The 21,928-nt window shown below is 55.6% G+C and carries 23 protein-coding genes; 10 read left to right on the top strand and 13 right to left on the bottom strand.

The genetic code is table 11. The features are described from left to right. The first annotated feature begins 12 nt into the window (after positions 1 to 12). From E1H13_RS10430 to E1H13_RS10420, 3 genes are all read left to right on the top strand, one after another. Complete coding sequence (locus tag E1H13_RS10430; RefSeq protein ID WP_169613349.1) at positions 13 to 855, top strand: TerB family tellurite resistance protein; 843 nt, start codon at positions 13 to 15, stop codon at positions 853 to 855. A gap of 51 nt (positions 856 to 906) precedes the next feature. Further along, entirely contained in the window at positions 907 to 2,094 is a 1,188-nt protein-coding gene (locus E1H13_RS10425; protein WP_169613348.1) for a lipase, read from the top strand. Between the two features lie 590 nt (positions 2,095 to 2,684). Further along, positions 2,685 to 3,002, top strand: a complete 318-nt coding sequence (locus tag E1H13_RS10420) for a DUF6464 family protein (RefSeq protein WP_169613347.1) — start codon at positions 2,685 to 2,687, stop codon at positions 3,000 to 3,002. A 51-nt stretch (positions 3,003 to 3,053) separates the two neighbouring features. On the opposite strand, the gene E1H13_RS10415 is transcribed toward E1H13_RS10420, so the two are convergent. From E1H13_RS10415 to ureA, 8 genes are all read right to left on the bottom strand, one after another. Further along, on the bottom strand, positions 3,054 to 3,509 hold the full coding sequence (locus E1H13_RS10415) for a GatB/YqeY domain-containing protein (protein WP_169613346.1): 456 nt from the start codon (positions 3,507 to 3,509) through the stop codon (positions 3,054 to 3,056). A gap of 151 nt (positions 3,510 to 3,660) precedes the next feature. Continuing rightward, positions 3,661 to 4,107 carry a hypothetical protein gene (locus tag E1H13_RS10410; RefSeq protein WP_206070313.1) on the bottom strand — a complete coding sequence of 149 codons (447 nt, stop codon included), beginning with the start codon at positions 4,105 to 4,107 and terminating at the stop codon, positions 3,661 to 3,663. 246 nt (positions 4,108 to 4,353) lie between these two features. Then, on the bottom strand, positions 4,354 to 5,712 hold the full coding sequence (gene aroA / locus E1H13_RS10405; protein ID WP_169613344.1) for a 3-phosphoshikimate 1-carboxyvinyltransferase: 1,359 nt from the start codon (positions 5,710 to 5,712) through the stop codon (positions 4,354 to 4,356). A 269-nt stretch (positions 5,713 to 5,981) separates the two neighbouring features. Continuing rightward, positions 5,982 to 6,299: a DUF4926 domain-containing protein gene (locus E1H13_RS10400; RefSeq protein WP_169613343.1), complete on the bottom strand. Its 318-nt coding sequence runs from the start codon at positions 6,297 to 6,299 to the stop codon at positions 5,982 to 5,984. Next, the gene (locus E1H13_RS10395) at positions 6,296 to 6,646 is read right to left on the bottom strand and encodes a DUF6883 domain-containing protein (RefSeq protein WP_169613342.1); all 351 of its coding nucleotides are present in this window, start codon (positions 6,644 to 6,646) and stop codon (positions 6,296 to 6,298) included. Before E1H13_RS10395 ends, E1H13_RS10400 begins: the two co-directional genes overlap by 4 nt. 194 nt (positions 6,647 to 6,840) lie before the next feature. Further along, positions 6,841 to 7,146, bottom strand: coding sequence for an urease subunit beta (locus E1H13_RS10390; RefSeq protein WP_169613341.1), 306 nt, complete (start codon positions 7,144 to 7,146; stop codon positions 6,841 to 6,843). Then, complete coding sequence (locus tag E1H13_RS10385) at positions 7,143 to 8,198, bottom strand: S41 family peptidase (protein ID WP_169613340.1); 1,056 nt, start codon at positions 8,196 to 8,198, stop codon at positions 7,143 to 7,145. The genes E1H13_RS10390 and E1H13_RS10385 overlap by 4 nt, the downstream gene beginning before the upstream one ends. Before the next feature lie 39 nt (positions 8,199 to 8,237). Then, positions 8,238 to 8,540, bottom strand: coding sequence for an urease subunit gamma (ureA, locus tag E1H13_RS10380; RefSeq protein WP_169613339.1), 303 nt, complete (start codon positions 8,538 to 8,540; stop codon positions 8,238 to 8,240). A gap of 183 nt (positions 8,541 to 8,723) precedes the next feature. On the opposite strand from ureA, the gene E1H13_RS10375 reads away from it, so the two are divergent. The 5 genes from E1H13_RS10375 to E1H13_RS10355 all read left to right on the top strand — a co-directional run bounded on the left by E1H13_RS10375 (position 8,724) and on the right by E1H13_RS10355 (position 15,235). After that, a complete protein-coding gene (locus E1H13_RS10375) occupies positions 8,724 to 10,694 on the top strand; it encodes an AMP-binding protein (RefSeq protein ID WP_240966580.1) in 1,971 nt (656 codons plus the stop codon). A 111-nt stretch (positions 10,695 to 10,805) separates the two neighbouring features. Beyond that, positions 10,806 to 11,255 carry a YlqD family protein gene (locus tag E1H13_RS10370; protein WP_169613338.1) on the top strand — a complete coding sequence of 150 codons (450 nt, stop codon included), beginning with the start codon at positions 10,806 to 10,808 and terminating at the stop codon, positions 11,253 to 11,255. A 330-nt stretch (positions 11,256 to 11,585) separates the two neighbouring features. Further along, positions 11,586 to 12,899 carry a dihydrolipoamide acetyltransferase family protein gene (locus E1H13_RS10365; RefSeq protein ID WP_169613337.1) on the top strand — a complete coding sequence of 438 codons (1,314 nt, stop codon included), beginning with the start codon at positions 11,586 to 11,588 and terminating at the stop codon, positions 12,897 to 12,899. A gap of 53 nt (positions 12,900 to 12,952) precedes the next feature. Beyond that, positions 12,953 to 13,666: a DUF456 family protein gene (locus E1H13_RS10360; protein WP_240966579.1), complete on the top strand. Its 714-nt coding sequence runs from the start codon at positions 12,953 to 12,955 to the stop codon at positions 13,664 to 13,666. A gap of 756 nt (positions 13,667 to 14,422) precedes the next feature. Continuing rightward, positions 14,423 to 15,235 carry an SDR family NAD(P)-dependent oxidoreductase gene (locus E1H13_RS10355; protein WP_169613336.1) on the top strand — a complete coding sequence of 271 codons (813 nt, stop codon included), beginning with the start codon at positions 14,423 to 14,425 and terminating at the stop codon, positions 15,233 to 15,235. 42 nt (positions 15,236 to 15,277) lie between these two features. Here the strand turns inward: E1H13_RS10355 and E1H13_RS10350 are convergent, their stop codons facing one another. Further along, entirely contained in the window at positions 15,278 to 15,733 is a 456-nt protein-coding gene (locus E1H13_RS10350) for a Fur family transcriptional regulator (RefSeq protein WP_169613335.1), read from the bottom strand. Between the two features lie 552 nt (positions 15,734 to 16,285). Between E1H13_RS10350 and E1H13_RS10345 the strand changes: the two genes are divergently transcribed. Next, a complete protein-coding gene (locus E1H13_RS10345; RefSeq protein WP_169613334.1) occupies positions 16,286 to 16,546 on the top strand; it encodes a UPF0175 family protein in 261 nt (86 codons plus the stop codon). Between the two features lie 14 nt (positions 16,547 to 16,560). Then, positions 16,561 to 17,031 carry a DUF3368 domain-containing protein gene (locus tag E1H13_RS10340; protein ID WP_169613333.1) on the top strand — a complete coding sequence of 157 codons (471 nt, stop codon included), beginning with the start codon at positions 16,561 to 16,563 and terminating at the stop codon, positions 17,029 to 17,031. A 110-nt stretch (positions 17,032 to 17,141) separates the two neighbouring features. Here the strand turns inward: E1H13_RS10340 and E1H13_RS10335 are convergent, their stop codons facing one another. From E1H13_RS10335 to E1H13_RS10320, 4 genes are all read right to left on the bottom strand, one after another. After that, positions 17,142 to 19,142, bottom strand: a complete 2,001-nt coding sequence (locus E1H13_RS10335) for a hypothetical protein (RefSeq protein WP_169613332.1) — start codon at positions 19,140 to 19,142, stop codon at positions 17,142 to 17,144. A 51-nt stretch (positions 19,143 to 19,193) separates the two neighbouring features. Continuing rightward, the gene (locus E1H13_RS10330) at positions 19,194 to 19,700 is read right to left on the bottom strand and encodes a hypothetical protein (protein ID WP_240966578.1); all 507 of its coding nucleotides are present in this window, start codon (positions 19,698 to 19,700) and stop codon (positions 19,194 to 19,196) included. Positions 19,701 to 19,758: 58 nt separating this feature from the next. Continuing rightward, positions 19,759 to 20,169, bottom strand: coding sequence for a hypothetical protein (locus E1H13_RS10325; RefSeq protein ID WP_169613331.1), 411 nt, complete (start codon positions 20,167 to 20,169; stop codon positions 19,759 to 19,761). A 296-nt stretch (positions 20,170 to 20,465) separates the two neighbouring features. Continuing rightward, the gene (locus tag E1H13_RS10320; protein ID WP_169613330.1) at positions 20,466 to 21,434 is read right to left on the bottom strand and encodes a sulfite exporter TauE/SafE family protein; all 969 of its coding nucleotides are present in this window, start codon (positions 21,432 to 21,434) and stop codon (positions 20,466 to 20,468) included. Between the last annotated feature and the right edge of the window lie 494 nt (positions 21,435 to 21,928).

Raw genomic sequence — 21,928 nt, 5'->3', positions numbered from 1 at the left:
ACTAAGGCTCGAATGTCATCCCCTAACCATGAAAAATTGGCTGGTGCAGAGGTGCTGGCGGCCATGGCCAAGCTGAATGGCGACCCGACTCCGCGCGAGTTTGAAGCCTTTTTAGCGGCCTTGAGCCTGTTTCACCCCCTGCCCGCCGAGTTTACCCCCGAGCGGCTGCTGAGTGATACTCACCCGGTGGATAGCTGGCTGGATCAGATTCATACCCCAGCTATGCAGCAGCAGGTGTACCGAGGGGCTTATGCGATCGCCAGGGTTAAAGGCATTAATCGGGCGGAAACAGACCTACTGGATCACCTACGCGATCGCTTTCAACTCACGCCAGAAATGGCCCAAAATCTTGCGCGGCAGCCGATCCGGGGTAGTCGATCAACTCTGGTGACGAATTCTGCCCTAGCGGGTATGGCCGCCCTGATTAGCCGCGAGGGGGAGATCCGACGGTTAATTTTTGATTACTGCTTAGGGGCTGCGATCGTCGGGCTGGTACCACTGCGGGGTGGCGGCTCGCTAGAAATCAAGTTTCTAGTGGTGTTAGTGCTGATTCTGCACATGATCTGGACTATCCGTAACCGATGGGGCAAGCCCAGAGGCCAGGATGCCCTGGCGGTGCTGGGCAACATCTTTGGGTTTATGGCCGCCGTGGTGATTGGCTTCTTGGCCTGGGCCACCATGATTGGTATAGGCGTTGTGGTTCCCTATGTGGGGGCCTTTGCCAAAGCCGCCGCCTTTGCTAGCATCACCTGGATGGCTGGACAGTCTACGAACCAGTTTTATACCAGTGCTAAACGGCCCGACGCGATCGCCCTACAGCGGGCTTTCCCCGACTTAACTCAGTCTGACCTATAGCGACTCAGTAGAGCGGCGGCGGTTTTCCCCAACTGTCTATCAACAAAGCCCATGGATAACGTCAAGCGTCGTCAATTTTTGCTAGGGGGGGTTGCGGCTGGCACTGCGGCCACCCTGGGCACCGAATATGTTCGCCGCCAGCGAGCCGAGGCCCGTCAAGCCGCCATTGACACCTTCGCCTCCCAGTTTTACGACCCTGAAGACATTATCCAGGCGGCCATTACCGGCGACACCCGGATGGTGGAAGAATTTCAGGCGATCCAAGCCGCCGCTGCCTTTCCACCACCGCTGGTTCCCTACAACCGAGAGATGTCCAAGCGGTTGATTTTGCTCAGCCGTCTGGCCACGCAGCAGTACATCACGGGGCGCAACGACCCTAACTACGACGGTAATCTGCAACAACTCTTGGACTACGACCCTAGCCTCGACAAGTACCGCCTAGTCACTAACTTTCGCGGCGAAGAACGCCAAGTTAACGACCGAATTGAAGTGCAGGTTCCTCAGCAAATTCTCGATGATCCCACCCTGATGGATGATCCTACCGCCCTAGAAGAAAACTTCTCAGAGGCCGAAAATACCATTCGCTCCGGCGTCTCTACCGTAGTCAGGGTAGGCCGCAAGATTTCTGTGTTTTATGGGTTTTTGCTCGAGTCTGATGAGGACAGCATTTTGGTGTTTCGTGGCACCCAGCGCACCAGCGAATGGTTGGGCAACATCTATGCCATCCAAGAGCCCTACCTCAACCCCGCCACTGGTGAAACCCTAGGCAACATCCACACCGGCTTTCGCCGCATTGCTAACAGTCTGACTGAGCCTCTGCCCACAGAGGCCATTCGTCAAATTGATCCCAATAAGCCCTGCTATATATCCGGTCACAGTCTAGGAGCCGCTTTGGCCACCATCGTGGCCCTGGATATTGCCCTAGCGGTGCCCGAAATCCAACCGCAACTGCAAGCCTATGCCTACGCTAGCCCCCGTGTCGGCAACCCTGAGTTTGCCCGTAGCTATGCCCAGATATTACCCAATAGCTATCGCATCACCAATTTGGCTGACCCGATCCCGACCATGCCCCCCACCAAACTGCGGGCAGAGTTCGTGCAGGTGGGGGAGGAGTGGGCCTTTCTTAACCAGGGGGGGGACATCTTGCCCAACCATATTGTGGATACCTACCGCCGGGCGGTGAATGCTGAAGCGGAGAGTAATCAACCCCGAAACTTTCCTGTCACCGGTATTGCTTGAGCGCCAGGGCACCCATGGGTGTGAAATCAGAAAGAGGCCTTTTATGCCAGCCGTGCTGTTGACAGCCCCAAAAAATAAAAAGCTGGGTAAGGCGCTATCACTGAGGAGCGAACCTCCACAATGTCCTGTGGCCTTACCCAGTCTTAGCTTTGGAGCACACGCGAGTCTACAGGATGTTTAAATAGTCGGGCATATCCTTGATTCCGCCAATACATGAAAGTTCTGGAAAGTTCAGGTATTTGTGCAGAATGTGCCGTAAAGGGTCAACTTTGAAGCGTAACGAGCTCAGAATGTGATCCCCCCTGGGGGCAAAAACCTAGATTACAGCAATTATCTTGCCAGGGGAACCTGGGATTCTTTTTTTCGTCTAGCTTATGCTAGCCCGCCACTGGGCTGGTGTCCACAGATTAGCGGCAGCGGCAGCCACACCGCTGCCTGCTGATGGCTGGCATGACTGATAACAGCGTCACCCATAACATTGCGAAAGACTAAGTAACGCAACACTACGTACCAATATTGCCCCCTGACCACTGGGTCCCTGGATTGGTCACGGTAGGATGATCAAGACGATTTTCCTTGCTATAACGTTCATGCTTGTTATTCTCCTGATTTTTGTGGTTGGGCTCACTCCGGCGATTATTTCTGCCTGGCTGAGCGTCCGTGCCGATCGCCTAGAAAAACGAGGAGAACCCCAGGCTATGACCTCGCCCCTAGGGCAGGGGCTGCTCAAAATCATGGACCACCAAGATGACGACATGCACTATGTCGATGGCATGGGGTTCATGATTGGCGACATTACCTGCGACTTAAATGCGCGATCGGCCTACCTGCGTTGCGCGGTTAACCCGATGGGCCCCTGTGACGGGTGTAGTGCCTATGCCCCCAGGGTTTTAGAACGGCAGATTTAGCCCCCGATCTCAATAAACCTGCTGAATCAAACCCAAGGCTGGTACTGCCGCCTAACTCAGCTTTTTCTTCACCATGGCCTGAACCTTAGCTCCATCGGCTCGGCCTTTGAGCTGTTGCATCGCTGGCCCCATGACTTTGCCCATGTCTTTGGCGGAGGTGGCTCCAGTGCTAGCAATTAGCCCGTCGATAATCGCTTCCACCTCGGCATCGGTGAGGGGCTGGGGCAGGTATTCTTCAATGATCGCTAACTCCTTAGCCTCCTGGGCCGCTAGGTCATCTCGCCCTGCCTTTTGGTATTGCTCGATGGCATCCTTACGCTGCTTGGCCAGCTGGGTCAGAATCTCTAACTCTTGGGTTTCGGTTAGCTCGTCTTGGCCACTGGGGCGCACCGCCGATTCTTTTTCGAGAATCACTTTTTTGACACTGCGCACGGTTTCCAGCCGCAACTTGTCCTTCGCCTTCATCGCGGCTTTGATATCGTCACTGATGCGAGTTTTCAGGCTCATAAACCATGAAGGGGATAAACGGTATGTCGATCCTACCAAGGGAAAGGCCTAAAGCATCGGTACAGTATGTCAAGATCCCAGGGTGCTTGGGCTGATTGGCCACGTTTTTTGCGGCATCCAGGGACAGAACCCTGGGATCTGAACCAGCGTTCTAAGAGTATTCGATTTCGTGGCGTTGGTCGAGCCGAGTTTTGAGAAACCTGACCAGATCAGCACAGGTCTCCAGTTGGGTTTCGTCGAAGTCGTCAGTAATGTCTAGGCCAAAGGTGGTGTAAAAGTCGTCACACAGGGCTAGACCCCAGTCAAACCAGCACACGGCTGGAAATTTGAGGTCTTCAACCAGGCGATCGCTGGGGTGTACGCAGCCCATCTCCAGGCCCGAGTAGTGGTGCAGATGTTGATAGGTAAAGCTGATCAAGGGCTGCGGGTAGGGGACAGCAACGGCAGGGGGCAGCCAATATCGGCTGAACCATTCTTCGGCACTGAGGCAGGGGCGCGATCGCAGCCATTGGTTCACCCGCCAGCGCTCCTCCAGGTCGGGACTGAGGACACCGTAGGTGGATAGACTATCTACAAAGTTTCGCAGGGGTTGCCACATAGTTTTGAGCGTTTTACCCATTGGACCTGAACGGTTGGCCGCTGGGTAAAGTGTGCCCAAAGGGACGGCCCAAGTGATGATTGCGGTCAGAAATCAATCGATGCCCAGTCTAGCTCGGGATCTGGAGGTGCCCCCCAGCAGAACGCTAGGTCTGGCCTTGGATGTTCTAAAATCCAAAATCTCCAATCTAAAATCCAAAATTGGTCAGCCCCCCAGCATCAGGCCAGGTCTGGACTTGGATGTGGTTTAGCTGGAGGATGCCAAACCGCACAGCTCGGCCAGGGTACCTATAAACCCAGGGTAGGAAATCGCGGCGGCTTCGGCCCGGTGAATCTGCAGGGTACCCTGGGTGCGCAGGGCGGCAATGGCCAGGCTCATGGCCACCCGATGGTCACCATAGCTATCGACATCAGCCCCCTGAAGTTGGGCCTCTCCCTGAATTACCAGGCCATCGGGGCGTTCTTCCACTTTGGCTCCGAGGCGGTTCAGCTGGGTAGCCATGGTGGTAATCCGATCGCACTCTTTCACCCGCAGTTCGGCGGCATCGGCAATCACCGTGGTCCCCTTGGCAAACAAGGCAGCTATGGCCAGCACTGGAATCTCGTCGATCATGCGGGGAACTAAATCGCCGCTAATCTGAGTTGCTTTGAGGGTGCTGTGGCGCACTCGCAAGTCAGCCACGGGTTCCCCCGTCACCTGCCGAGGATTTTCCAGGGTGATATCGGCTTCCATCGCTTGCAGAGCCTCGAGGATGCCAGTGCGGGTTGGGTTAATCCCAACATTTTCAACCACCAGGTCGGCCCCTGGGGTAATAGCCCCGGCCACCAACCAAAAAGCAGCGGAGCTAATATCCCCCGGTACAACAACGGTTTGGCCAGTCAAACTGGCCGGGCCATGGACGGTCACACTACAGCTGTCAGGGTCCACGGTCAGGTCCGCCCCAAAGGCCCGCAACATGCGCTCACTGTGATCCCGGGATCGGCTGGGCTCGGTGACGGTGGTGGCACCGTCGGTCATTAGCCCGGCCAGTAAAATGCAGGATTTGACCTGGGCTGAGGCCACAGGGGATTGGTAATGGATAGGTTTCAGGGATCGGCCCCGCACCGCCAGGGGAGCCAGCCGATTGCCCTGACGACCCCAGATTTCGGCCCCCATCTGGGTCAGGGGGGTAATCACCCGATCCATGGGGCGCGATCGCAGGGAACTATCCCCAGTGACGGTGAAGAACTGGCCCGGGTGGGCCGCCAACAGCCCCAGCATCAGCCGCAGGGTGGTGCCCGAGTTGCCAGCATTCAACACATCGATCGGTTCTTGCAGGTGGCCGAGCCCCACCCCCTGCACAGTCACCCAGTCGTCATCCAGGGGGGACAGCCCCACCCCCATCGCCCGAAAACAGGCCGCCGTACTGCGGGGATCTTCCCCCAGCAGTAAGCCCTTGATCCGGGTTTCCCCCTGGGCGATCGCCCCTAGCATCAGCGATCGGTGGGAAATAGACTTGTCTCCGGGGACCTGAATGCGCCCCTGCAGGGTGACCCCATCCTTGGGTAATGCCAGCGTCAGCGTCTGGTGCGGGTTCGGTTCAGTCAGGTGAATCGGGGCTGTCATAGGGCAAAAGGCAGAAGGATAACTGGGGATGCTGATGGACGCAGGCGTCGGCGATCGCAACAACCGATACAAACCGTAGTCGATCCTATCCCATTGGTGTCCTGGCAGGGAATTGACTTAAACCGACAAGGCTTGCCCCCTCAAATTAGTGGCCTATCAAATTAAGCACGACAGGCTCAAAGGGTTTACGGTGCAGGGGTTAAGGCCTACGGTTGATCGTGAGCCCCAGGCCGTCAATCGTGAACCTCAGGGTTATCAGTCAACGATCACTAAGCAGGGGTCCTGTAAAGCGAACGAGCAAAATTCAGGACTTGCTCTTGTCTGCTCTGAGGAAGCGCTTCCAGCATGGTGGCAATTTGTTGAGCCAGGGGCACCCAGGACTTCGTCTTGCTTTGCCAAACCACCATAAATTGATTTATGTCCAAGGCGAGGCATTCCAGCGTTTCACCATAGGCATTGGTGAACTCAACTTCGTAAGCAGTATCAGTGTGTTTCTCGACGATGGCACCCCGATCACCGACCTGCAGACTAAATTCTGGCAAGTCAACCAACAGTTCAACAATATCGAATAATTCAGGGTGAATCATTTTCGTTTCGGTACATAAAGTGTGGTCAAGCGCGCAACATCTTCTCCTGGCCTGATAATCCATCCTGTCCGAACGACTTCTTGTTGATGAGGTTCTACGCCTGCTATCGGAATATCGACGCGATAGCGTTGGCCATATTGATCAGACTGCCTAGGGATGGCCTCAGCCTCCAGAGCCTTAGCTTGAATTTGCGCCAGTAGAGACTGGTAATTGTCTTTGGTAAAACCTAAGGTTTCGTGAAAATGAATTGCTTTATCGCGCCCCTGCTCTGCTTCTAAATTTAACGCATAGCGCGTGAGCTTATTGCTGTCGATCGAGAGGCGTTGGGCAATGTCACCAAGTTTCATAGGCTCCTAAGATTGAACCTAGTACTCTGAGGCATAAGTCGGCCCACCATTCCTGACACCTGATACCCGACACCTGACACCCTTAGCTACGGTGATTATATTTCTGACTTCCTGTACTAGCCAAGATCAGCGGAAGCACTGACTTTGCTTATCGGCAACAGGCAGAAAGTTAGCATCGTACCAATGTCCTAATCCTACAAGGAACCCTCGACCAGAGCATTAAACCCATAGACTTTTCGTTCCCCCGCCAGGGCTACCAGGGTGACGTCTCGTTCGTCTCCGGGTTCAAACCGCACGGCGGTACCCGCCGGAATATCCAGCCGCAGGCCCCTGGCCTGGTCGCGCTCAAAACTCAGGGCGGGGTTGACCTCAAAAAAATGAAAGTGGGAGCCCACCTGGATGGGGCGATCGCCCGTATTGGCCACCGACAAGGTTACCGTCGCTTTCCCAGCATTCAGTTCGATCTCGCCCTCAGCGGGTAGCAGTTCTCCCGGAATCATCCGTTACCTCCTAAATTGGCCATTAAATCTTGACGCTTTTGTTGCAGCGATCGCTCGACTCGCGGCAGGGTTTCCTCCAGCTCCCGCCGGGCTGATCCCGTCGCCCCAGCTTCTAATAATTGAGTCAATGCGATTAAATGGGCCGTATCCAGAGCTACCTCTGTTGGCACCTTGACATCGGGCATCACCCCGGTGCCGTCCCAATTGCGGCCGGTCACCGGGTTAATCGCCTGACCGGTGGGCATAAACACCCAGAAATGATCATGTAGGCGGAACCCACGCCCTGGGTTGGCTGCCCCTCGGGTGGTTTCCCCTACCACCGTAGCCCGTTTCAGGGCTTGCAGGTTATAGGCAAACTCCTCGGCTGCGGAGGCGGTGTTAGGGCTGGTGAGCACAAATACGGAGCGATCCAGGTAGCGCAGCCCTGGCACATGGGGCAAGGTCCACCATTGGTGGGTTTCGTCGGTGGCGCTCCAGTACAGGTCGTTGAGATGGATGGGCGGATGGGGCGGAAACAAGTAGCTGCACAGGAAGGCGACGGTGGCGGGGGTGCCTCCCTGGTTGTAGCGCAGATCCAGGATCAGCCCGTCGGTGTGGGCTACCAAAGCCATGGCGGCGACCAGGGTATCCGCTGCGAAGTCTAAAGGTTCAAAGCTAAACAATTGAATATAGCCAACGTTGCCGGGCAGCCGCTCCACCTTATTCACGTCAAAGTTGCGGCGACGACTGGCTTGGCACTGACGCGCTATCTCGTCCGGGGTCGGGGGCGCGTCAGCTTCAATGTCAGGCAACACCATCGGGCTAAAGTGTAGTCGCAGGGTGCGATCGCCACTCAACTCTTGTAATTGGGCCGTCAGGGTATCGGCCAGCTGTTGCCCCCCCTTGATCTCGCCATAGCCCCCGGCATCCAGCCGCTGTTGGATATCCGCCTGAATGGTTTCCGCCACCTCCGGAAAGACATAGAAATCCAACTGGGCCGCCAAGGCGGCCAGCACTGCCTCAATATCAGCCCCTTGCAGGGGAAAGTCTTCCACAGGTTGGTCAGCCGCCATGATCACCTTTAATAACCAATTAGCCCTAGCAAATTGACCCTAACGAATGGGCTCGTGCACCGTTACCAGTTTAGTGCCATCGGGGAAGGTCGCTTCCACCTGCACATCGTGGATCATCTCGGCCACTCCGTCCATCACCTCGTCACGGCTCAGTAGGGTGGTGCCATAACTCATCAGGTCAGCGACGGTGCGACCATCCCGCGCTCCTTCTAAAATCGCCGCTGAAATGTAGGCGACGGCCTCGGGATGGTTTAGCTTTAGACCTCGCTGTTTGCGCCGTTCAGCCAGCAGAGCGGCTGTAAAAATCAACAACTTATCTTTTTCTTGGGGGGTGAGTTGCATGGACTGACATCTAAACAGAGCACGGTGCTAGATGTAAGCTTTCAAGGTTTTCTCTGGCTTGTCAACTCAACCAATCCAACATCTGTCCCGCTCAATGTTAAGCACCACAACCATAAGCGCTAGCCTGAACTTAGGCTGCGGTACCATGGCCGCAGGACGATTCTTTACTTCTCGGTGGCCGCCATGACTGAACTAAGCCAGGCTATGCAAGAGGTGCGCCAACGCGATCGCGCCTTTTTAGAAGCCAACAGTCCCTACGAGCATTTACAGACAATTCACGAAATCTGGCCGATCGTGGCTCAGAAGTACGGCCATATTGTGGCCCAGGAAGATGCCCATGGGCAGCCTGCCGCCACCTTGACCTATCGAGACTTGGAGATAGCCATCCGCACTTTTGCCAGTGGGTTGCAGGCCCTGGGGGTGCAAAATCGGGCCCATGTGGCCTTGTTTGCCGACAACAGCCATCGCTGGTTCATTGCAGACCAGGGGATTATGACCGCTGGGGGGATGAATGCGGTGCGCAGCGGCACCGCTGACGTGGATGAGTTGCTATACATTGCTGAGCACAGTGAGAGCACCCTATTGGTGGTGGAATCAGTTGATCTATTCAAGCAGCTCCGCGATCGCCTGGGTGCCTTACCTATCCAACAGGTGATTGTACTGTCTGACGAAACGCCCCCTGAGGATGCTCACTTGAAAGTGCTCAACTTTAACCAGTTGATGGCTTTGGGCGAAAGTCATCCCTACACCCCAGTCGACGTCAAGCCCGAGGACCTGGCCACCTTGATTTACACCTCGGGGACCACGGGCAAGCCCAAAGGGGTAATGCTCAGCCACCGCAACTTGCTGCACCAGGTCAACACCCTAGAAGCGGTGGTGCAGCCTAAACCAGGGGATAAAGCCGTCAGTATTTTGCCGTCCTGGCACAGTTTCGAGCGTACGGCCGAGTATTTCCTATTTTCTCGGGGCTGCACTCAAATCTACACCAGTATTCGCCACATCAAGGCCGATCTCAAAGCCCACAAGCCCCAGTTTATGGTTGGGGTACCCCGCCTGTGGGAATCGATTTATGAAGGAGCCCAAAGGCAATTTCGGGAGCAGTCCCCGGGTAAGCAAAAGCTAATTTTCACCTTCTTTGGCCTTAGCCAGCGCTACGTCAACCATCTGTGGCGTTACCAAAATATGAAAATTGACGAACCCCAACTTTCGCCGCTGCAACGGTTGGGATCTGGGATAGTCGCGCTGGTGCTGTGGCCCTTGCATCAGTTGGGCAAAAAGCTGGTCTACGGCAAAGTTCGCGAAGCCACCGGTGGTCAAGTCAAGCAACTGATCAGCGGCGGTGGTTCCTTGGCGCGCCACATTGATATTTTCTTTGAAATTATTGGGGTGCCCCTGCTGGTGGGCTATGGGCTGACGGAAACTGCCCCCGTGCTGACCGCTCGTCGGCCCTGGCATAATTTGCGCGGTGCGGCCGGGCAGCCCATTCCTTTCACCGAAATCAAAGTCGTCGATCCTGAAACCCGGCAAGAACTTCCCCAAGGGGCTCAAGGGTTAGTACTAGCTCGGGGACCACAAGTGATGGAGGGCTACTATCGTAACCCCGAGGCCACAGCCAAGGCGATTGATGCCGATAGCTGGTTTGACACTGGCGACTTAGGCTGGATTAGCCAGGATGGCAACCTGGTGCTGACGGGGCGGGCCAAAGACACGATTGTGCTAACCAACGGCGAGAATATCGAGCCCCAGCCCATCGAAGATGCCTGTATTCGCAGCCCCTACATCGATCAGATTATGCTGGTGGGCCAAGACCAACGGTCCTTAGGAGCATTAATTGTGCCAAACCTAGAGGCATTACAAGGGTGGGCCAACAATCAGGGTCTGTACCTAGATGTGCCAGGTGATGATAGTCCGGCCCCAGCCGACTGTACCCCAATCACCTTAGAAGATGAACGGGTGCAGAAACTGTTTCGTAGTGAACTCACCCGGGAGGTGAAAGACCGGCCTGGCTTCCGCCCCGATGACCGCATCGGCCCCTTCCGGTTTGTGGTTGAGCCCTTTTCGATGGAAAACGGCCTACTGACCCAAACCTTAAAAGTACGTCGTCCTGTGGTGATGGAACGGTATCGCGATATGATTGACGCGATGTTTGTGTAAAGCTTGGGCTAAATCATGGCCTAGGTTTTAGCAAGTTTTTCCTAAGTATCCGGCAGTGGCTCAGCCCCTGTCGTAGAGGCTGTTGTAACCATTTTGATTACACCTAGGTTTATGGATAGTAATAACTCTATGCTGCTAAAGCGGGTCGTCAATATCAAGGCGATCGTCACCCCTCTATGGAAAGAAGAGGCTCAGAAACAGCTACAGGCGCAAATCAACGAGATTGATAGTCGCCTGCAGCAGCTGGAAATGCAAGGTCAGCGGATGGTGGTGGAACTGCAAAAGCAGGGGGAAGCCCAACCATCGAACACGGCCATTCAGCAGCAAATTGGCGATGTCCAAAACCGGCTGAACCAAGATAAAAGCAAGCTCTTGCAGCAGAAAAACCAGAACTTGCAGCAGCTACAGCAGGTGCAGACGCTAGATTTAGAGGCCGAGGTTGACCAGGGCAAAGTGGAAAGCTTCTTTAACGTAGCCGTGGGCGACAATTTGGTGAAAAAGCTGCAAGTGGAAATTCTGATCAAAGACGGCGTGATCCAGGAAATTCGCGGCGAGCTCTAGTGGTCTGTTAATCCAGACGTGATGGGTCAACGGGGCCTGCGATGCAAGGTCTACGGTTCACGGTCTACGGCTCGCCTTAAACCGCTTACCGTGAACCGTGAACTCCAGTTGCCAGAGCCCACCATTGTCAGCTTGACTGAGCACTAAAGCGATCGCCCCCTGTCAGGCCGATACAGGCAGAAATCTGGTGGGAATTTACTGGATCGCGATCGCTGGGTAAGAGTCCCGTTCAGGATATTGTTTGGGATGACATCCGCTTAGGGCTAGAATAAATCCTTGGCATCTCTGCCGCTCTGTCTTCCTATTGCGCCGTCTCGGAAAGTCTCCCCCATGATTCGCGAAGTCTTCATGCCCGCCCTCAGTTCAACCATGACCGAAGGCAAAATTGTCTCCTGGGTCAAAGCGCCTGGCGACAAGGTTGAAAAGGGTGAAACCGTGGTGATTGTCGAGTCAGATAAGGCTGATATGGACGTGGAGTCATTTCATGAGGGGATTCTGGCGGCGATCGTGGTAGAAGCAGGGGACAGTGCTCCGGTGGGCGAGGCGATCGCCCTGCTGGCAGAAACTGAAGCTGACATTGAAACCGCCAAACAACAGGCTGCCGCTAAAGCGGGTTCAACGGGTGGGTCAGACGCCACCCCGACGGCCCCGGCCGCTACTGCGACAGCGGCGGCCCCAGCCCCGACCAGCGCCCCAGCCGGGGCGCCTTCGCAAAATGGGTCTGGTAACCGCAGTGGTCGGATGATTGTCTCTCCCCGGGCTCGGAAGCTGGCCAAAGAGTTGAAAGTGGACCTGGACGCCTTACAGGGCAGTGGCCCCCATGGCCGCATCGTGGCCCAGGATGTGGAGTTGGCTGCTGGCAAGACCCCAACCCCCAGTGGTCCGATGGCGGCTCCAACCCCAGCGGCGGCTCCAGTGGCCCCAGCCGCTCCCCCGGCGGCAGCTCCAACGGCCCCCAGTGCCGCTCCCCTGGGGCAGCTGGTGCCGTTCAACACGTTGCAGCAGTCGGTGGTCCGCAACATGAGCGCCAGCCTGGCGACCCCCACCTTCCATGTGGGCTACACCATCACCACCGACAATTTGGATGCCCTGTACAAGCAAATTAAATCCAAAGGGGTGACTATGACTGGGCTGCTGGCCAAAGCTGTGGCTGTCACCCTACAAAAGCATCCCCTGGTCAATGCCGGCTACACCGATCAAGGGATTCAATACCGCTCGGGGATCAATGTGGCGGTGGCGGTGGCCATGGAAGGGGGTGGCTTGATTACCCCAGTGCTGAAAAATGCCGATCAACAAGATATTTACTCCCTGTCTCGCACCTGGCGGGACCTGGTTGAACGCTCCCGCCTAAAGCAGCTCCAGCCCGATGAGTACAATTCGGGGACCTTTACCCTGTCGAACCTGGGTATGTTTGGGGTCGATCGCTTTGATGCCATTTTGCCGCCAGGGCAAGGGTCAATTTTGGCGATTGGTGCTTCGCGTCCCACGGTGGTGGCCACTGCCGATGGTCTGATGGGGGTAAAGCGCCAAATGCAGGTGAATATTACCTGCGATCACCGCATTATCTATGGAGCCGATGCCGCTGCCTTCCTGAAGGACCTGGCGGATGTGATTGAAAATAAGCCTCAGTCCCTCACCCTGTAAGCCAGTTTAGTCAGGCTGATGGGGCTGCCGCTACCCTCTGAGAAGTTGGAATCATGGCAATTGTCTTGCAATTGGCGCAGGCCTCCTCGACGGAACCCCAAGGATGGCAGTCGATCGTCCAGCTGATCAGCCACTGGGTCGCCCAGTTCATGGCGGCCATCAATACTTATACCAATCAGGTGGGTACAGCTTTAGGCAGCTTGTCTGCCCAAGTGACGCCAGCGTTAGAGTCGCCCGCCCTATGGCATCCTCTGCTGTTCTGGATTTTGGTTTTGGTGATGGTGCTAGGGGTGATTGGGTCGATGGTACCGGCCCTGCCTGGCATCACCCTGGTGTTAGGGGCGGTGTTGGTCTGGGGATTTGCGGTCGGCTTTGCCGGTTTAAAGCTGGCCCTGGGGGTGGCGATCGCGGCCTGGATCTTGGGTTTCGTGATCGACTACCTGGCAGGCATTTTAGGGGCCCAGCGAGTGGGCGCCAGTAAATGGGGCCAAATTGGGGCGATTATTGGCATGGTGCTGGGCTTGTTTGGCCTGTTGCCGTTGCTACCCACCGGCATTCCCCTGTTGGGACTATTAGTAGGTACCGTAGTCGGGGCCTTTATTGGCGAATTTTTACATCGGAGAGAACTGGCATTATGGCCGCGTGCACAGCAGTCTGCCAAGGTTGGCCTGGCCATCGTGGTAGGTACTCTGGTAGGTAACCTGCTGCAAGGGCTACTGGCCTTGATCACGCTGATTGTGTTTATGGTCACCGCCTGGCCCTACTAATTCCCTAGGCATGATTCGCTTCACAATCAAGCTTGATGCGATGTCGAGATCCAGCTCTCAGGATCAACCATCCCTGAGAGTTGGTTTTCATCGGCTGATGTTCCCGTTTGGGCTGTCAAACCGGTTGAAGCCTCTGCCAGCGGCCAAGGCTCACTTTCGGAAATGAACCGGCTGGGAACCCACCCATCTGAGAGATTTGTTAGAAATTATTACAATCCATTGACTTAGTTCAGAATCGTTGTCGATGCCAGATCCCAGTGTTAAGTTTGGTAATCAATTGGTTCGAATAGTCGTTTCCTAGGAGAACTGTACCCATGATCCAAGCGCACCCAGTGACCGATTCCATTGAGTAGTGGAGCGTATTGGCATCTTTTGCAGCATTCACCGATGCCAGTCCAAGCCAGGGGTTACATCATCGTTGACACACCAAAGCCCCTGGACAGAGCACACCCAAGCGTCGCAGGTCTGGTTGTAGAACTGGTGAAACTGTTTGTCAATATTTGTCGATAAATGAGTATCCGTTGAGTCGATGGATCGTTGATCAGTAGCCCACAGGGTTCCATGGCCTCAACACTCTGAATCAACTGAAAATCAATCAACTGAGAACAGAGCCATTGCCGATCGCCCTGCCCTACAGGGTGCTGCAGTAGGTAACTCACGGCCAAGGCAAGCCCTGGCGGTTGAGTCACCTGCTGGGCAATGGCCCCTAAATGACGCTGACCCGATTGCGTTTCACTTCAGCAGGAGGTAGTTACGATGAGTTTTAATTTTCAAGGAAAAACGGCTTTGGTCACAGGTGCTTCAAGGGGCATTGGTCGTTCTATTGCCCATAGGTTGGCTCTCCAGGGGGTGCGCCGGATTGTGCTGGTAGCCCGTAATGCCCAGCGGTTGGCTGAAGTAGCTGCAGAGGTGCAACAGTTGGGGGCCGAAGCAATTGTGCTGCCAGTGGATCTGGCGGATCCGATTCAAGTCAATGTGGCGATCGCCAAAGCCTGGCAGCGCCATGGGCCTGTTCACCTGTTGGTCAACTGTGCTGGAGTGGCCCACCAAACGCCCTTTTTGCAGGCCAAGTTACCCCAGGTGCAGTCAGAAATTTCTACTAATCTGGTGGGGCTGTACACGGTTACCCGTCTGGTGGCGCGGCGCATGGCCGTGCGGCGGGAGGGCTGTATTGTCAATGTATCTAGCCTGATGGGCAAAGTAGCGGCCCCAACCATGGCCACCTACTCCGCCACTAAATTCGCGATCGTGGGGTTCACCCAAGCTCTACGCAGTGAGCTTGCCCCCTATAACGTGCGGGTGGTGGCCCTGCTGCCATCCTTAACCAATACGGACATGGTGAGCCAGTTTGATTGGTTCCGCTGGGTGAAGCCGGCCAGCCCTAACCAGGTGGCTCAAGCCCTGATCTTGGGGTTACAGCGGAATCAAATCGAAATTGTCGTCGGTTGGCAGGGCCATGCTGCCCTATGGGCCCAACGGCTGGCCCCAAGCCTGGTGGACCGGCTAGTGCGGTTGGCGGCTCCACCGGTCGCCCAGCCCCAGCGGCCCTACTCTACCCATTTAATGTGAGCCGACGGGTAATGTGATCCGACACGCCGCTGATGGTGGAGGCTACTCTGATGACTGAGACCGGGACCGGGCTGTACCAAAGAAGTCAATGCGGTAGTCGGTAATCGTTACCCCGGTGCGAGCCTCCACCTGACGAATTAACTCAGCGGGTAGCTCCACGTTGATGTCAATAATGTCGTTGGTATCAAGGCAATTGACGTGACTATGGGAATCACTCAGGTGGCCATAGAGGCGTCCATCCGCCCGGTCCAAACACTCAATAATGCCTTTATCGGAGAGGGCATCTAGGTTTTGATAAACCGAAGTATGACCAATGTCTCGCCCCTGCTGGTTAAGACGATCGTAAATTTCCCGAGCGGAGAGGTGGCCTTCGTGCTGCCAGAGCAACTCCAGGATGTATCGCCGCTGACGACTCAAGCGCATCCCCAAATCCTGACAGCGCTCAAAGGCTGCTTCTAGAGAGGTGATCGATTTTGGGGGGTTGGCTTGATAATCCATAGGTCGGACAGTAGTTCATACTCAGTACCACTTTAGCTTGTGGAAAAGAAACCTGTCTACTGAAGTGGTAGGCGCAGGATAGCGCCTTGAGCCAATGCGCAGTTAGATGGACACTCCACAGATGCCAAGACCGGATGTGAAATCTAAAACTCAACCAAGGGAGAAGATGACTATACCAAGTCCAGCTCGGGATCTGGAGTTTTCCCACAGGCAGAACTCCAGCTCTGGACTTGAATCTGGTTTATTTATCGCTCTGGGGTTGATTGATTTGAGGGTTATCCTAGTGTTAGCTAGCGGCGCACAATCCTGATGACTATCCTCGAAAGCTTTTCATGACGCCTAAGCACTTGTGAAGCCAGAGGGAACTAAGGGATAGGCAGCCATACAATATATGATGAATGCTGGATCAAAAGTTAGCTATATAATAATTTAATCGATAAGACGCAGAGATTACAGGACAAGAGAAGTTCTACACTTGGTATCAGTCTAATTATAGATAGATGAGGTTAACATTATCCCTATTTTACAGTGTCTTTAACCGGAGTTGGCAATATGCAAGTTACCCTTGATCTGCCTGAAGAGTTGCTTCAATACTTCGATATGGATCACCTTTCTCGTGAGATTTTAGAGGCGCTAGCTGTACAAGCTTACCAGGCAGAAAAAATAACCAGTGCTGAAGTAGGTCGAATCCTGGGTTTACCCTCTCGCTGGGCGGTAGATGCGTTTTTGAAGCAATACCATGCTGACTTACATTATGATGATACAGATCTAGAGAGCGATCGTGAAACCCTCCGCCAACTTCGCACAAACTGAGACGGTAGTGCTTCATGCTCGTTGTTTCTGATACTTCACCGATCAACTATTTACTGCTGATTAACCAGATTGATCTGTTTCCTCTCTTGTTTCAGCAAATCATCATTCCTGATGCGGTTCGAGATGAAATGATTGATCCCTCTGCACCAGCTGTGCTTCAGCAATGGATTGCAAATCCTCCTCCCTGGCTCACAGTTCAAACCGTATCCAAGGTTGATGCGACCCTCAATGCCCTTGATCCAGGAGAGCAAGCTGCTATTACCCTGTCTCAAACCCTACCCGCAGACTTACTGATTATTGACGAACGATTAGGAAGACGGATAGCTAGCGATCGAGAAATTCCCGTCATCGGTACTCTCGGAGTTTTAGATGATGCTGCAAGTCAAGGGCTTGTCGACCTGGCGGACGTGATCACTCGACTGCAACAGACAAATTTCCGAATATCCCGCCGCATCATTAAGGAATTGCTGGAAAATAGAGGATAAGCCATAGCATAGCCAAGAGGAGTCGGTGAGGAAAGCCAGCTACTACTGGGCGGTAGCGAACGGACGAAAGTCGTCTGTTAAGCGTTGTAGGTTGCTTGATCTGCGAAACCTCACCGTTCGTCTTCTGTGGGTTGCTCTATCTCGGGATCAGGCTCGTCGTCGGTATCGCGATCGCGGCTGGGATCCTGTTGGGGGTTATACTCGGCTTCTTCCGAATCCTCGGTTTCCTCCGAATCTTCCAAGTTGGCTAGATCTGCTGACGCCAGTTCCCTAGGGTCCGGAGGCGCAGTTTCAACCCTGTCATCTTCCTCGGAGTCCTCAAGCGTTAACCCAGGCACCGTAACCAAATTGTCGTCCACAGGTTCTGCCTCAGCGGAGAGCGCCTCAGCGTTGTCTTCGACCGGTTGGACCCCTGGCAAATAGATCGCCGTGTCGGGCTGAGCCCCGGGTGTGGCGTCGGTCTTGGCGGTAGACGCAGCAGCATCACCAGGAGGCTGGCTACCGACAACGGCCTGACCACTGTTGGCTTCGGGGGGATCTTGGGTCTTGGTGTCAGCATTGGTGTCAGCGATCGCCGGATTGGTTTCAGGAGCTACCTGAGCAGCTTCCTCTGGCACAGTCGCCTCATCTACCCGACGCTCCGCTGCTTCAGTCTCCACTGGATCGGTTGTCACCAGGGGCGCATCAGGTTCGGTGTCCTGGGCCGGGTCCCGAGGGGCGGGGGGATCCCCGACAATGGCGGTGGCCAAAGCCCGGGCAAATGCGACTGGCCGATTGGTTGGCTCGACCATGGGGGGCCTCTCCTGAGCCAAAGGCGTCAGGTCGTCGGTTTGTGCCTGGGAAGTGCCCATATCCTCGCCCGGGTCTTCCAGGGTCTGGGACTCGTCCACCTGGGCCACCTGAGACTCGTCGGCCTGTCCCTCATCTGTCCAGACTTGAAAGACAATATCGCTAGCCTCTGGGGTATCGACCGGATCCTCAGCTACGGTGATGGTCGGGGCATCGGGATCGGGCACCATGGTCCAGCGATGGGGATCGGGGTAGCCATGCCGCTGTCGGTAAGCCGCGATCGCCGCCGCCACCGCATCTGCCCGTCGTTGCTGGTCACGGGTAATGCTAGCTTCGGTGTTCCCCAGACCAGGGGCATTCCAGCGGTTGGTGTTGGGGTTAATGTAAGAGCGGGTGCGGGCCACCACAATCGCTTTGGCCCCGTCATATCCATTTGCCTTAGCTTCGGCTAATCGTTCGATATAGCCGACCCGGCCAATGGCCGCCAACGGCGACTGATTGGCCAGGTCAATGCCGTTCAGGGTTTCTTCTAGGGTGAGATTCATGCCATGGCTTAGGGCTCGTCGCTTCAGCACCTCCGTCTGGGACTTGAGCCGATTCAACTGCTTGCGATCGGCCTCAGCGGGGGAATTGGCCCCATGCTGGTAGGAAAAGGTACCCATGTTCCAGGCCCGATTGCCCGGATCGGTATGGCCATAGTAAGCGGGGTTGATGGTTCCCATCGGGGTGCGGGTGCCCTCGGCGCTGCCCACCGCGATCGCCACTAGCGAATCACTATCCTGCTCAAATAAGCTGAGGATTGGGTCTATTTCTGGGGCTGGGGGAACCTCTGGTTCTGGCTCCGCCTGGGCGATGTGGACTGGGGCAGGATCGGCCACATCAAAGCTCAGAATAATTTGGTCCACCGGTTCCTCTGGCGTCTGCTGCTCTGGTTCCGGTTCTGGTTCCACAGCAGCGGTAGCCACCGCCAAGGGATGGTGATTGGGCACTGGCGGGGCGGGGGGCAGCAGGGCGGCGGCTGTGGTCTCCTGGTTGAGGGCCGCAGCCACGCCTCGTCGGTAAACCCCGGCTGGTAATTGTTGCGGCGAGTGATAGCGCATGGGTGGGTTGCCCCCACCAGGTGGAATTGGCAGCGGTTGAATCGCCTCACCGTGGTGATCGAGAACCATTGGCGGTGGGGCCGCCGCAACGGGCTCCGGCGCTTCTACCGGCTGCGGCTCGAAGGTATCAAAGCTCAGGACCACGTCGTCCGCCCGGGCCACGGCTGGGCCAAGGATGGTGAGTAAACAACTGACAGCCAAAAGAGTCGGGGAGAATTTCATGGGGGCAGTCCACGTACGATAAATATCACCCAACAAGGGGGAAAGCAGCGATCAAGGCAGGGGTTGATTGAGAGATTGTTTTAAGACGTGATCCGACGGCTCAACAATGGCCCAGACACCATCGGGTTGTCGCCTCAGGGTGGCAAAGTGAATGTGTCTGCCTCGCCCGATCACTTGTCCGGCTTGTACACTCCCCGCCTGAGGCTGGGTCACGCCACAGAACCGGAATAGGTAAGCGGGTACATCTGGGGTGGAGAAATAAATACAGCGATAGCCTTTAGCGGCTAACTCCACCCGTCCTGAGAACGGGGCTCTGAGGCGACCGCCATTCAGGGCAATCGAAACATCTCCCAGGCTGCCAGTGACCCACAGCCCAGCCACCCTGTCTCCAGACTCCAACTCCCAGGATTGCTCTAGGACAATTTGCCGGGCAGGCGGCGGCTCCGGATGACGACACCCCCCTAGGCTTACCAGCAGGCCTACAACTAGAGGCCAGACCCAGCCCAGGAAGCCCATCCAGTGGGGCCAGGGGGAGGGATAATTAATCGTCGACAACATTCGTTAGCAACACAGGCTGAAGGGGACGGGGGCTGGGGAAATTGGAGCTGGAACACGCTTATTGAAATCGGAACCGGTAGCCAGCATACTCATCGTTTTCATACAAAATAATCAGTTGGGTACTGGGATCAAACGCCAGGGGATAGGCTTCTCGCTCAGCGGTGACCCCAGAGCGCACCGGTAGAGAGGCCATACGGCAGTAGGGTTCTGCCACAATCTCGCGAATGGTTTCTTTGCTGCCTCGTTCGGGCACCGTCAGTAGCTTCGCCAGTTGTTCACGGCTAAGCTGTGCATCACTGCGCACGATCGCCTCGCAAGACGGTGTAGCCGCTACGCCAGGCGCAGACCACCATTGCCGGGCTCCCTGAAAGTCGAACACCAGACCAATCAAAGCCAGTAGCAGACCACCGGCCAGAAAAGGCTTAATCACCTCTGGGGAGAGGGCTGCCGAATGGGGGGTAGAAACCATGAACCTGCTCCTTGATTCAAACGTCAATAAACATCAGTGGCAAAACAATCTGTGGTAAGGGAGGTCTGGGGCCAAAGGCCCTGAGAATGCCGCCAGAAACTAGCTGTGGTGATTGACCCTAAATTCTAGTCAGTGGGCTTGCCTAGCCATTAAGCTGGCTGAGGTATCAGCTAAGAGTGTGCCAACTAAATCCTGATCCGAAATCCTGATCCGAAGTCTGATCGCGACCGGCCCAACGAGCCGGGTTCGAGTCCTGGAAATGGATGTTTTTTGAGTTGGGACACACTAAAACCTGTTCAAATCAGTTGGCCGCCAATCATCAGACCGACGATCGCTAAAAATACTCTCAACGCTAGGCCAAATTCTAAATGGCGGGCCAGGGTCGCTCGATAAACCGCATAGGCCGTCACAGCGGTAATGGCGACTACCGCTAAGGACCATAAAGCCGGTACGGCGGCGACAGCTAGATTAAGGGCTAACCGCCCGATCACCCCGCCCCCCACCCACAGGAGCGCGTCTATCGCCGATAGGCCTGTAAATGTGGCCCGTCGCGGGGGGCGAGTCGCCTGGGGAGCAGGGGCAGAATGGTAACTGTAGAGCCAGCTACGCACCATCCTCCACCCCTGACTGAGCAACGCCAGGGGCTCTTGCCACAGCATGCTAAACCCTAGACCCATCGCCGCAGCCCCCCGGCGGGGAGTTGGGGGGCCATAGGTGCCCCGTAGGTGAGCGGCTAAATATTGCGCCTCAGCTTCGGCCTGGGCTAGGGATACCGTGCGGTAAGACAGCAGAATATTGCCCTGGGGGTCCAGTTCGGCGCAGGCGGTCAAGGCATTGTTGGTGTGGAGAGTGGGAATCTGAGCCTCGGCTTCACCAGCATCGGCCCATTGGGTGGAGGACTTTAACAACTGCGATCGCAGGCCATGAATTTCTGCCATGGCTCGTTCTTGCTCTAGGGACAGGTGATTGATTTTGTCCACCATGGCCACCATCCGCCGCAGGGTAACCTGCGGACTTAGAGACGGATGTCCTCCACTGTTTTGCTCCTGCTGGGACCTGGGAACCTGCGAGACGGCCTGATAGGACTGGACCGATCGTCGTTTTAGGGTTTCAACGGTGGCGGACAACTCCGCCAGGGAACTAGAGCCTCGACCCGGCACATTGGGCAACTGGGGCTGGGGCCAATCAGTCTGGATGACTGGGTGGCTATGGGACAGGGCATCAACCTGACGGGTTAGCTTGTCTTGAATGGTGTTGAGATCCATGGCAGCAAGACGATAAAGAGAGACTAGTACATTTATACCACATGTGTGCTGGTTGTGGGTTGATCGAGCCAAAAGACCTGTTGGTGGTGAGCATCGGTTGCCGGGTGTCGGTTGCCGACGTAAGGGGTAGCCGCTAAATCTTTAGAAAAACTTCGTATAGTTACCAGCCGAGGGCTGACGGCAGGTATCCTCTTGAGCTGGAAAAGCCTGGTTAGGCAGGAATCCAAGCGCCAGAAGTCAGAATTTAGGGGGACACTGGTTCCTGGATTCTGACTTCCATCCTGGGAAAACGTCCTGTGTTGCGTGGGTCCTCCCGATGGCCAGGCAGTCGCTTGAAGGGTAGACCAGAGCACGATCTGGCCCCTGTCCTAGGAGGTCGGGAGTGATCTCGGCCACACTTGAAGCCAAGGGGTATGTTTTAGCTTATTAATGAATCGAGTATTCTCCGGGTACTCTATGAACTAAGCGTTGAGAACCCTTCCTAATGACAGAGG

Origin of the sequence: Nodosilinea sp. P-1105 (genome assembly GCF_012911975.1) — a bacterium.
Classification (GTDB): domain Bacteria; phylum Cyanobacteriota; class Cyanobacteriia; order Phormidesmidales; family Phormidesmidaceae; genus Nodosilinea.
The sequence above is the reverse complement of the archived record's forward strand: the minus strand, read 5'-3'. Positions and strand labels throughout refer to the sequence as shown.

Bases quoted from the DNA above. Each gene is read 5' to 3' on its own strand.
- E1H13_RS10430 (WP_169613349.1), top strand. From the start codon at position 13: ATGTCATCCCCTAACCATGAAAAATTGGCTGGTGCAGAGGTGCTGGCG.
- E1H13_RS10425 (WP_169613348.1), top strand. From the start codon at position 907: ATGGATAACGTCAAGCGTCGTCAATTTTTGCTAGGGGGGGTTGCGGCT.
- E1H13_RS10420 (WP_169613347.1), top strand. From the start codon at position 2,685: ATGCTTGTTATTCTCCTGATTTTTGTGGTTGGGCTCACTCCGGCGATT.
- E1H13_RS10415 (WP_169613346.1), bottom strand. From the start codon at position 3,509: ATGAGCCTGAAAACTCGCATCAGTGACGATATCAAAGCCGCGATGAAG.
- E1H13_RS10410 (WP_206070313.1), bottom strand. From the start codon at position 4,107: ATGTGGCAACCCCTGCGAAACTTTGTAGATAGTCTATCCACCTACGGT.
- aroA (WP_169613344.1), bottom strand. From the start codon at position 5,712: ATGACAGCCCCGATTCACCTGACTGAACCGAACCCGCACCAGACGCTG.
- E1H13_RS10400 (WP_169613343.1), bottom strand. From the start codon at position 6,299: ATGATTCACCCTGAATTATTCGATATTGTTGAACTGTTGGTTGACTTG.
- E1H13_RS10395 (WP_169613342.1), bottom strand. From the start codon at position 6,646: ATGAAACTTGGTGACATTGCCCAACGCCTCTCGATCGACAGCAATAAG.
- E1H13_RS10390 (WP_169613341.1), bottom strand. From the start codon at position 7,146: ATGATTCCGGGAGAACTGCTACCCGCTGAGGGCGAGATCGAACTGAAT.
- E1H13_RS10385 (WP_169613340.1), bottom strand. From the start codon at position 8,198: ATGGCGGCTGACCAACCTGTGGAAGACTTTCCCCTGCAAGGGGCTGAT.
- ureA (WP_169613339.1), bottom strand. From the start codon at position 8,540: ATGCAACTCACCCCCCAAGAAAAAGATAAGTTGTTGATTTTTACAGCC.
- E1H13_RS10375 (WP_240966580.1), top strand. From the start codon at position 8,724: ATGACTGAACTAAGCCAGGCTATGCAAGAGGTGCGCCAACGCGATCGC.
- E1H13_RS10370 (WP_169613338.1), top strand. From the start codon at position 10,806: ATGGATAGTAATAACTCTATGCTGCTAAAGCGGGTCGTCAATATCAAG.
- E1H13_RS10365 (WP_169613337.1), top strand. From the start codon at position 11,586: ATGATTCGCGAAGTCTTCATGCCCGCCCTCAGTTCAACCATGACCGAA.
- E1H13_RS10360 (WP_240966579.1), top strand. From the start codon at position 12,953: ATGGCAATTGTCTTGCAATTGGCGCAGGCCTCCTCGACGGAACCCCAA.
- E1H13_RS10355 (WP_169613336.1), top strand. From the start codon at position 14,423: ATGAGTTTTAATTTTCAAGGAAAAACGGCTTTGGTCACAGGTGCTTCA.
- E1H13_RS10350 (WP_169613335.1), bottom strand. From the start codon at position 15,733: ATGGATTATCAAGCCAACCCCCCAAAATCGATCACCTCTCTAGAAGCA.
- E1H13_RS10345 (WP_169613334.1), top strand. From the start codon at position 16,286: ATGCAAGTTACCCTTGATCTGCCTGAAGAGTTGCTTCAATACTTCGAT.
- E1H13_RS10340 (WP_169613333.1), top strand. From the start codon at position 16,561: ATGCTCGTTGTTTCTGATACTTCACCGATCAACTATTTACTGCTGATT.
- E1H13_RS10335 (WP_169613332.1), bottom strand. From the start codon at position 19,142: ATGAAATTCTCCCCGACTCTTTTGGCTGTCAGTTGTTTACTCACCATC.
- E1H13_RS10330 (WP_240966578.1), bottom strand. From the start codon at position 19,700: ATGTTGTCGACGATTAATTATCCCTCCCCCTGGCCCCACTGGATGGGC.
- E1H13_RS10325 (WP_169613331.1), bottom strand. From the start codon at position 20,169: ATGGTTTCTACCCCCCATTCGGCAGCCCTCTCCCCAGAGGTGATTAAG.
- E1H13_RS10320 (WP_169613330.1), bottom strand. From the start codon at position 21,434: ATGGATCTCAACACCATTCAAGACAAGCTAACCCGTCAGGTTGATGCC.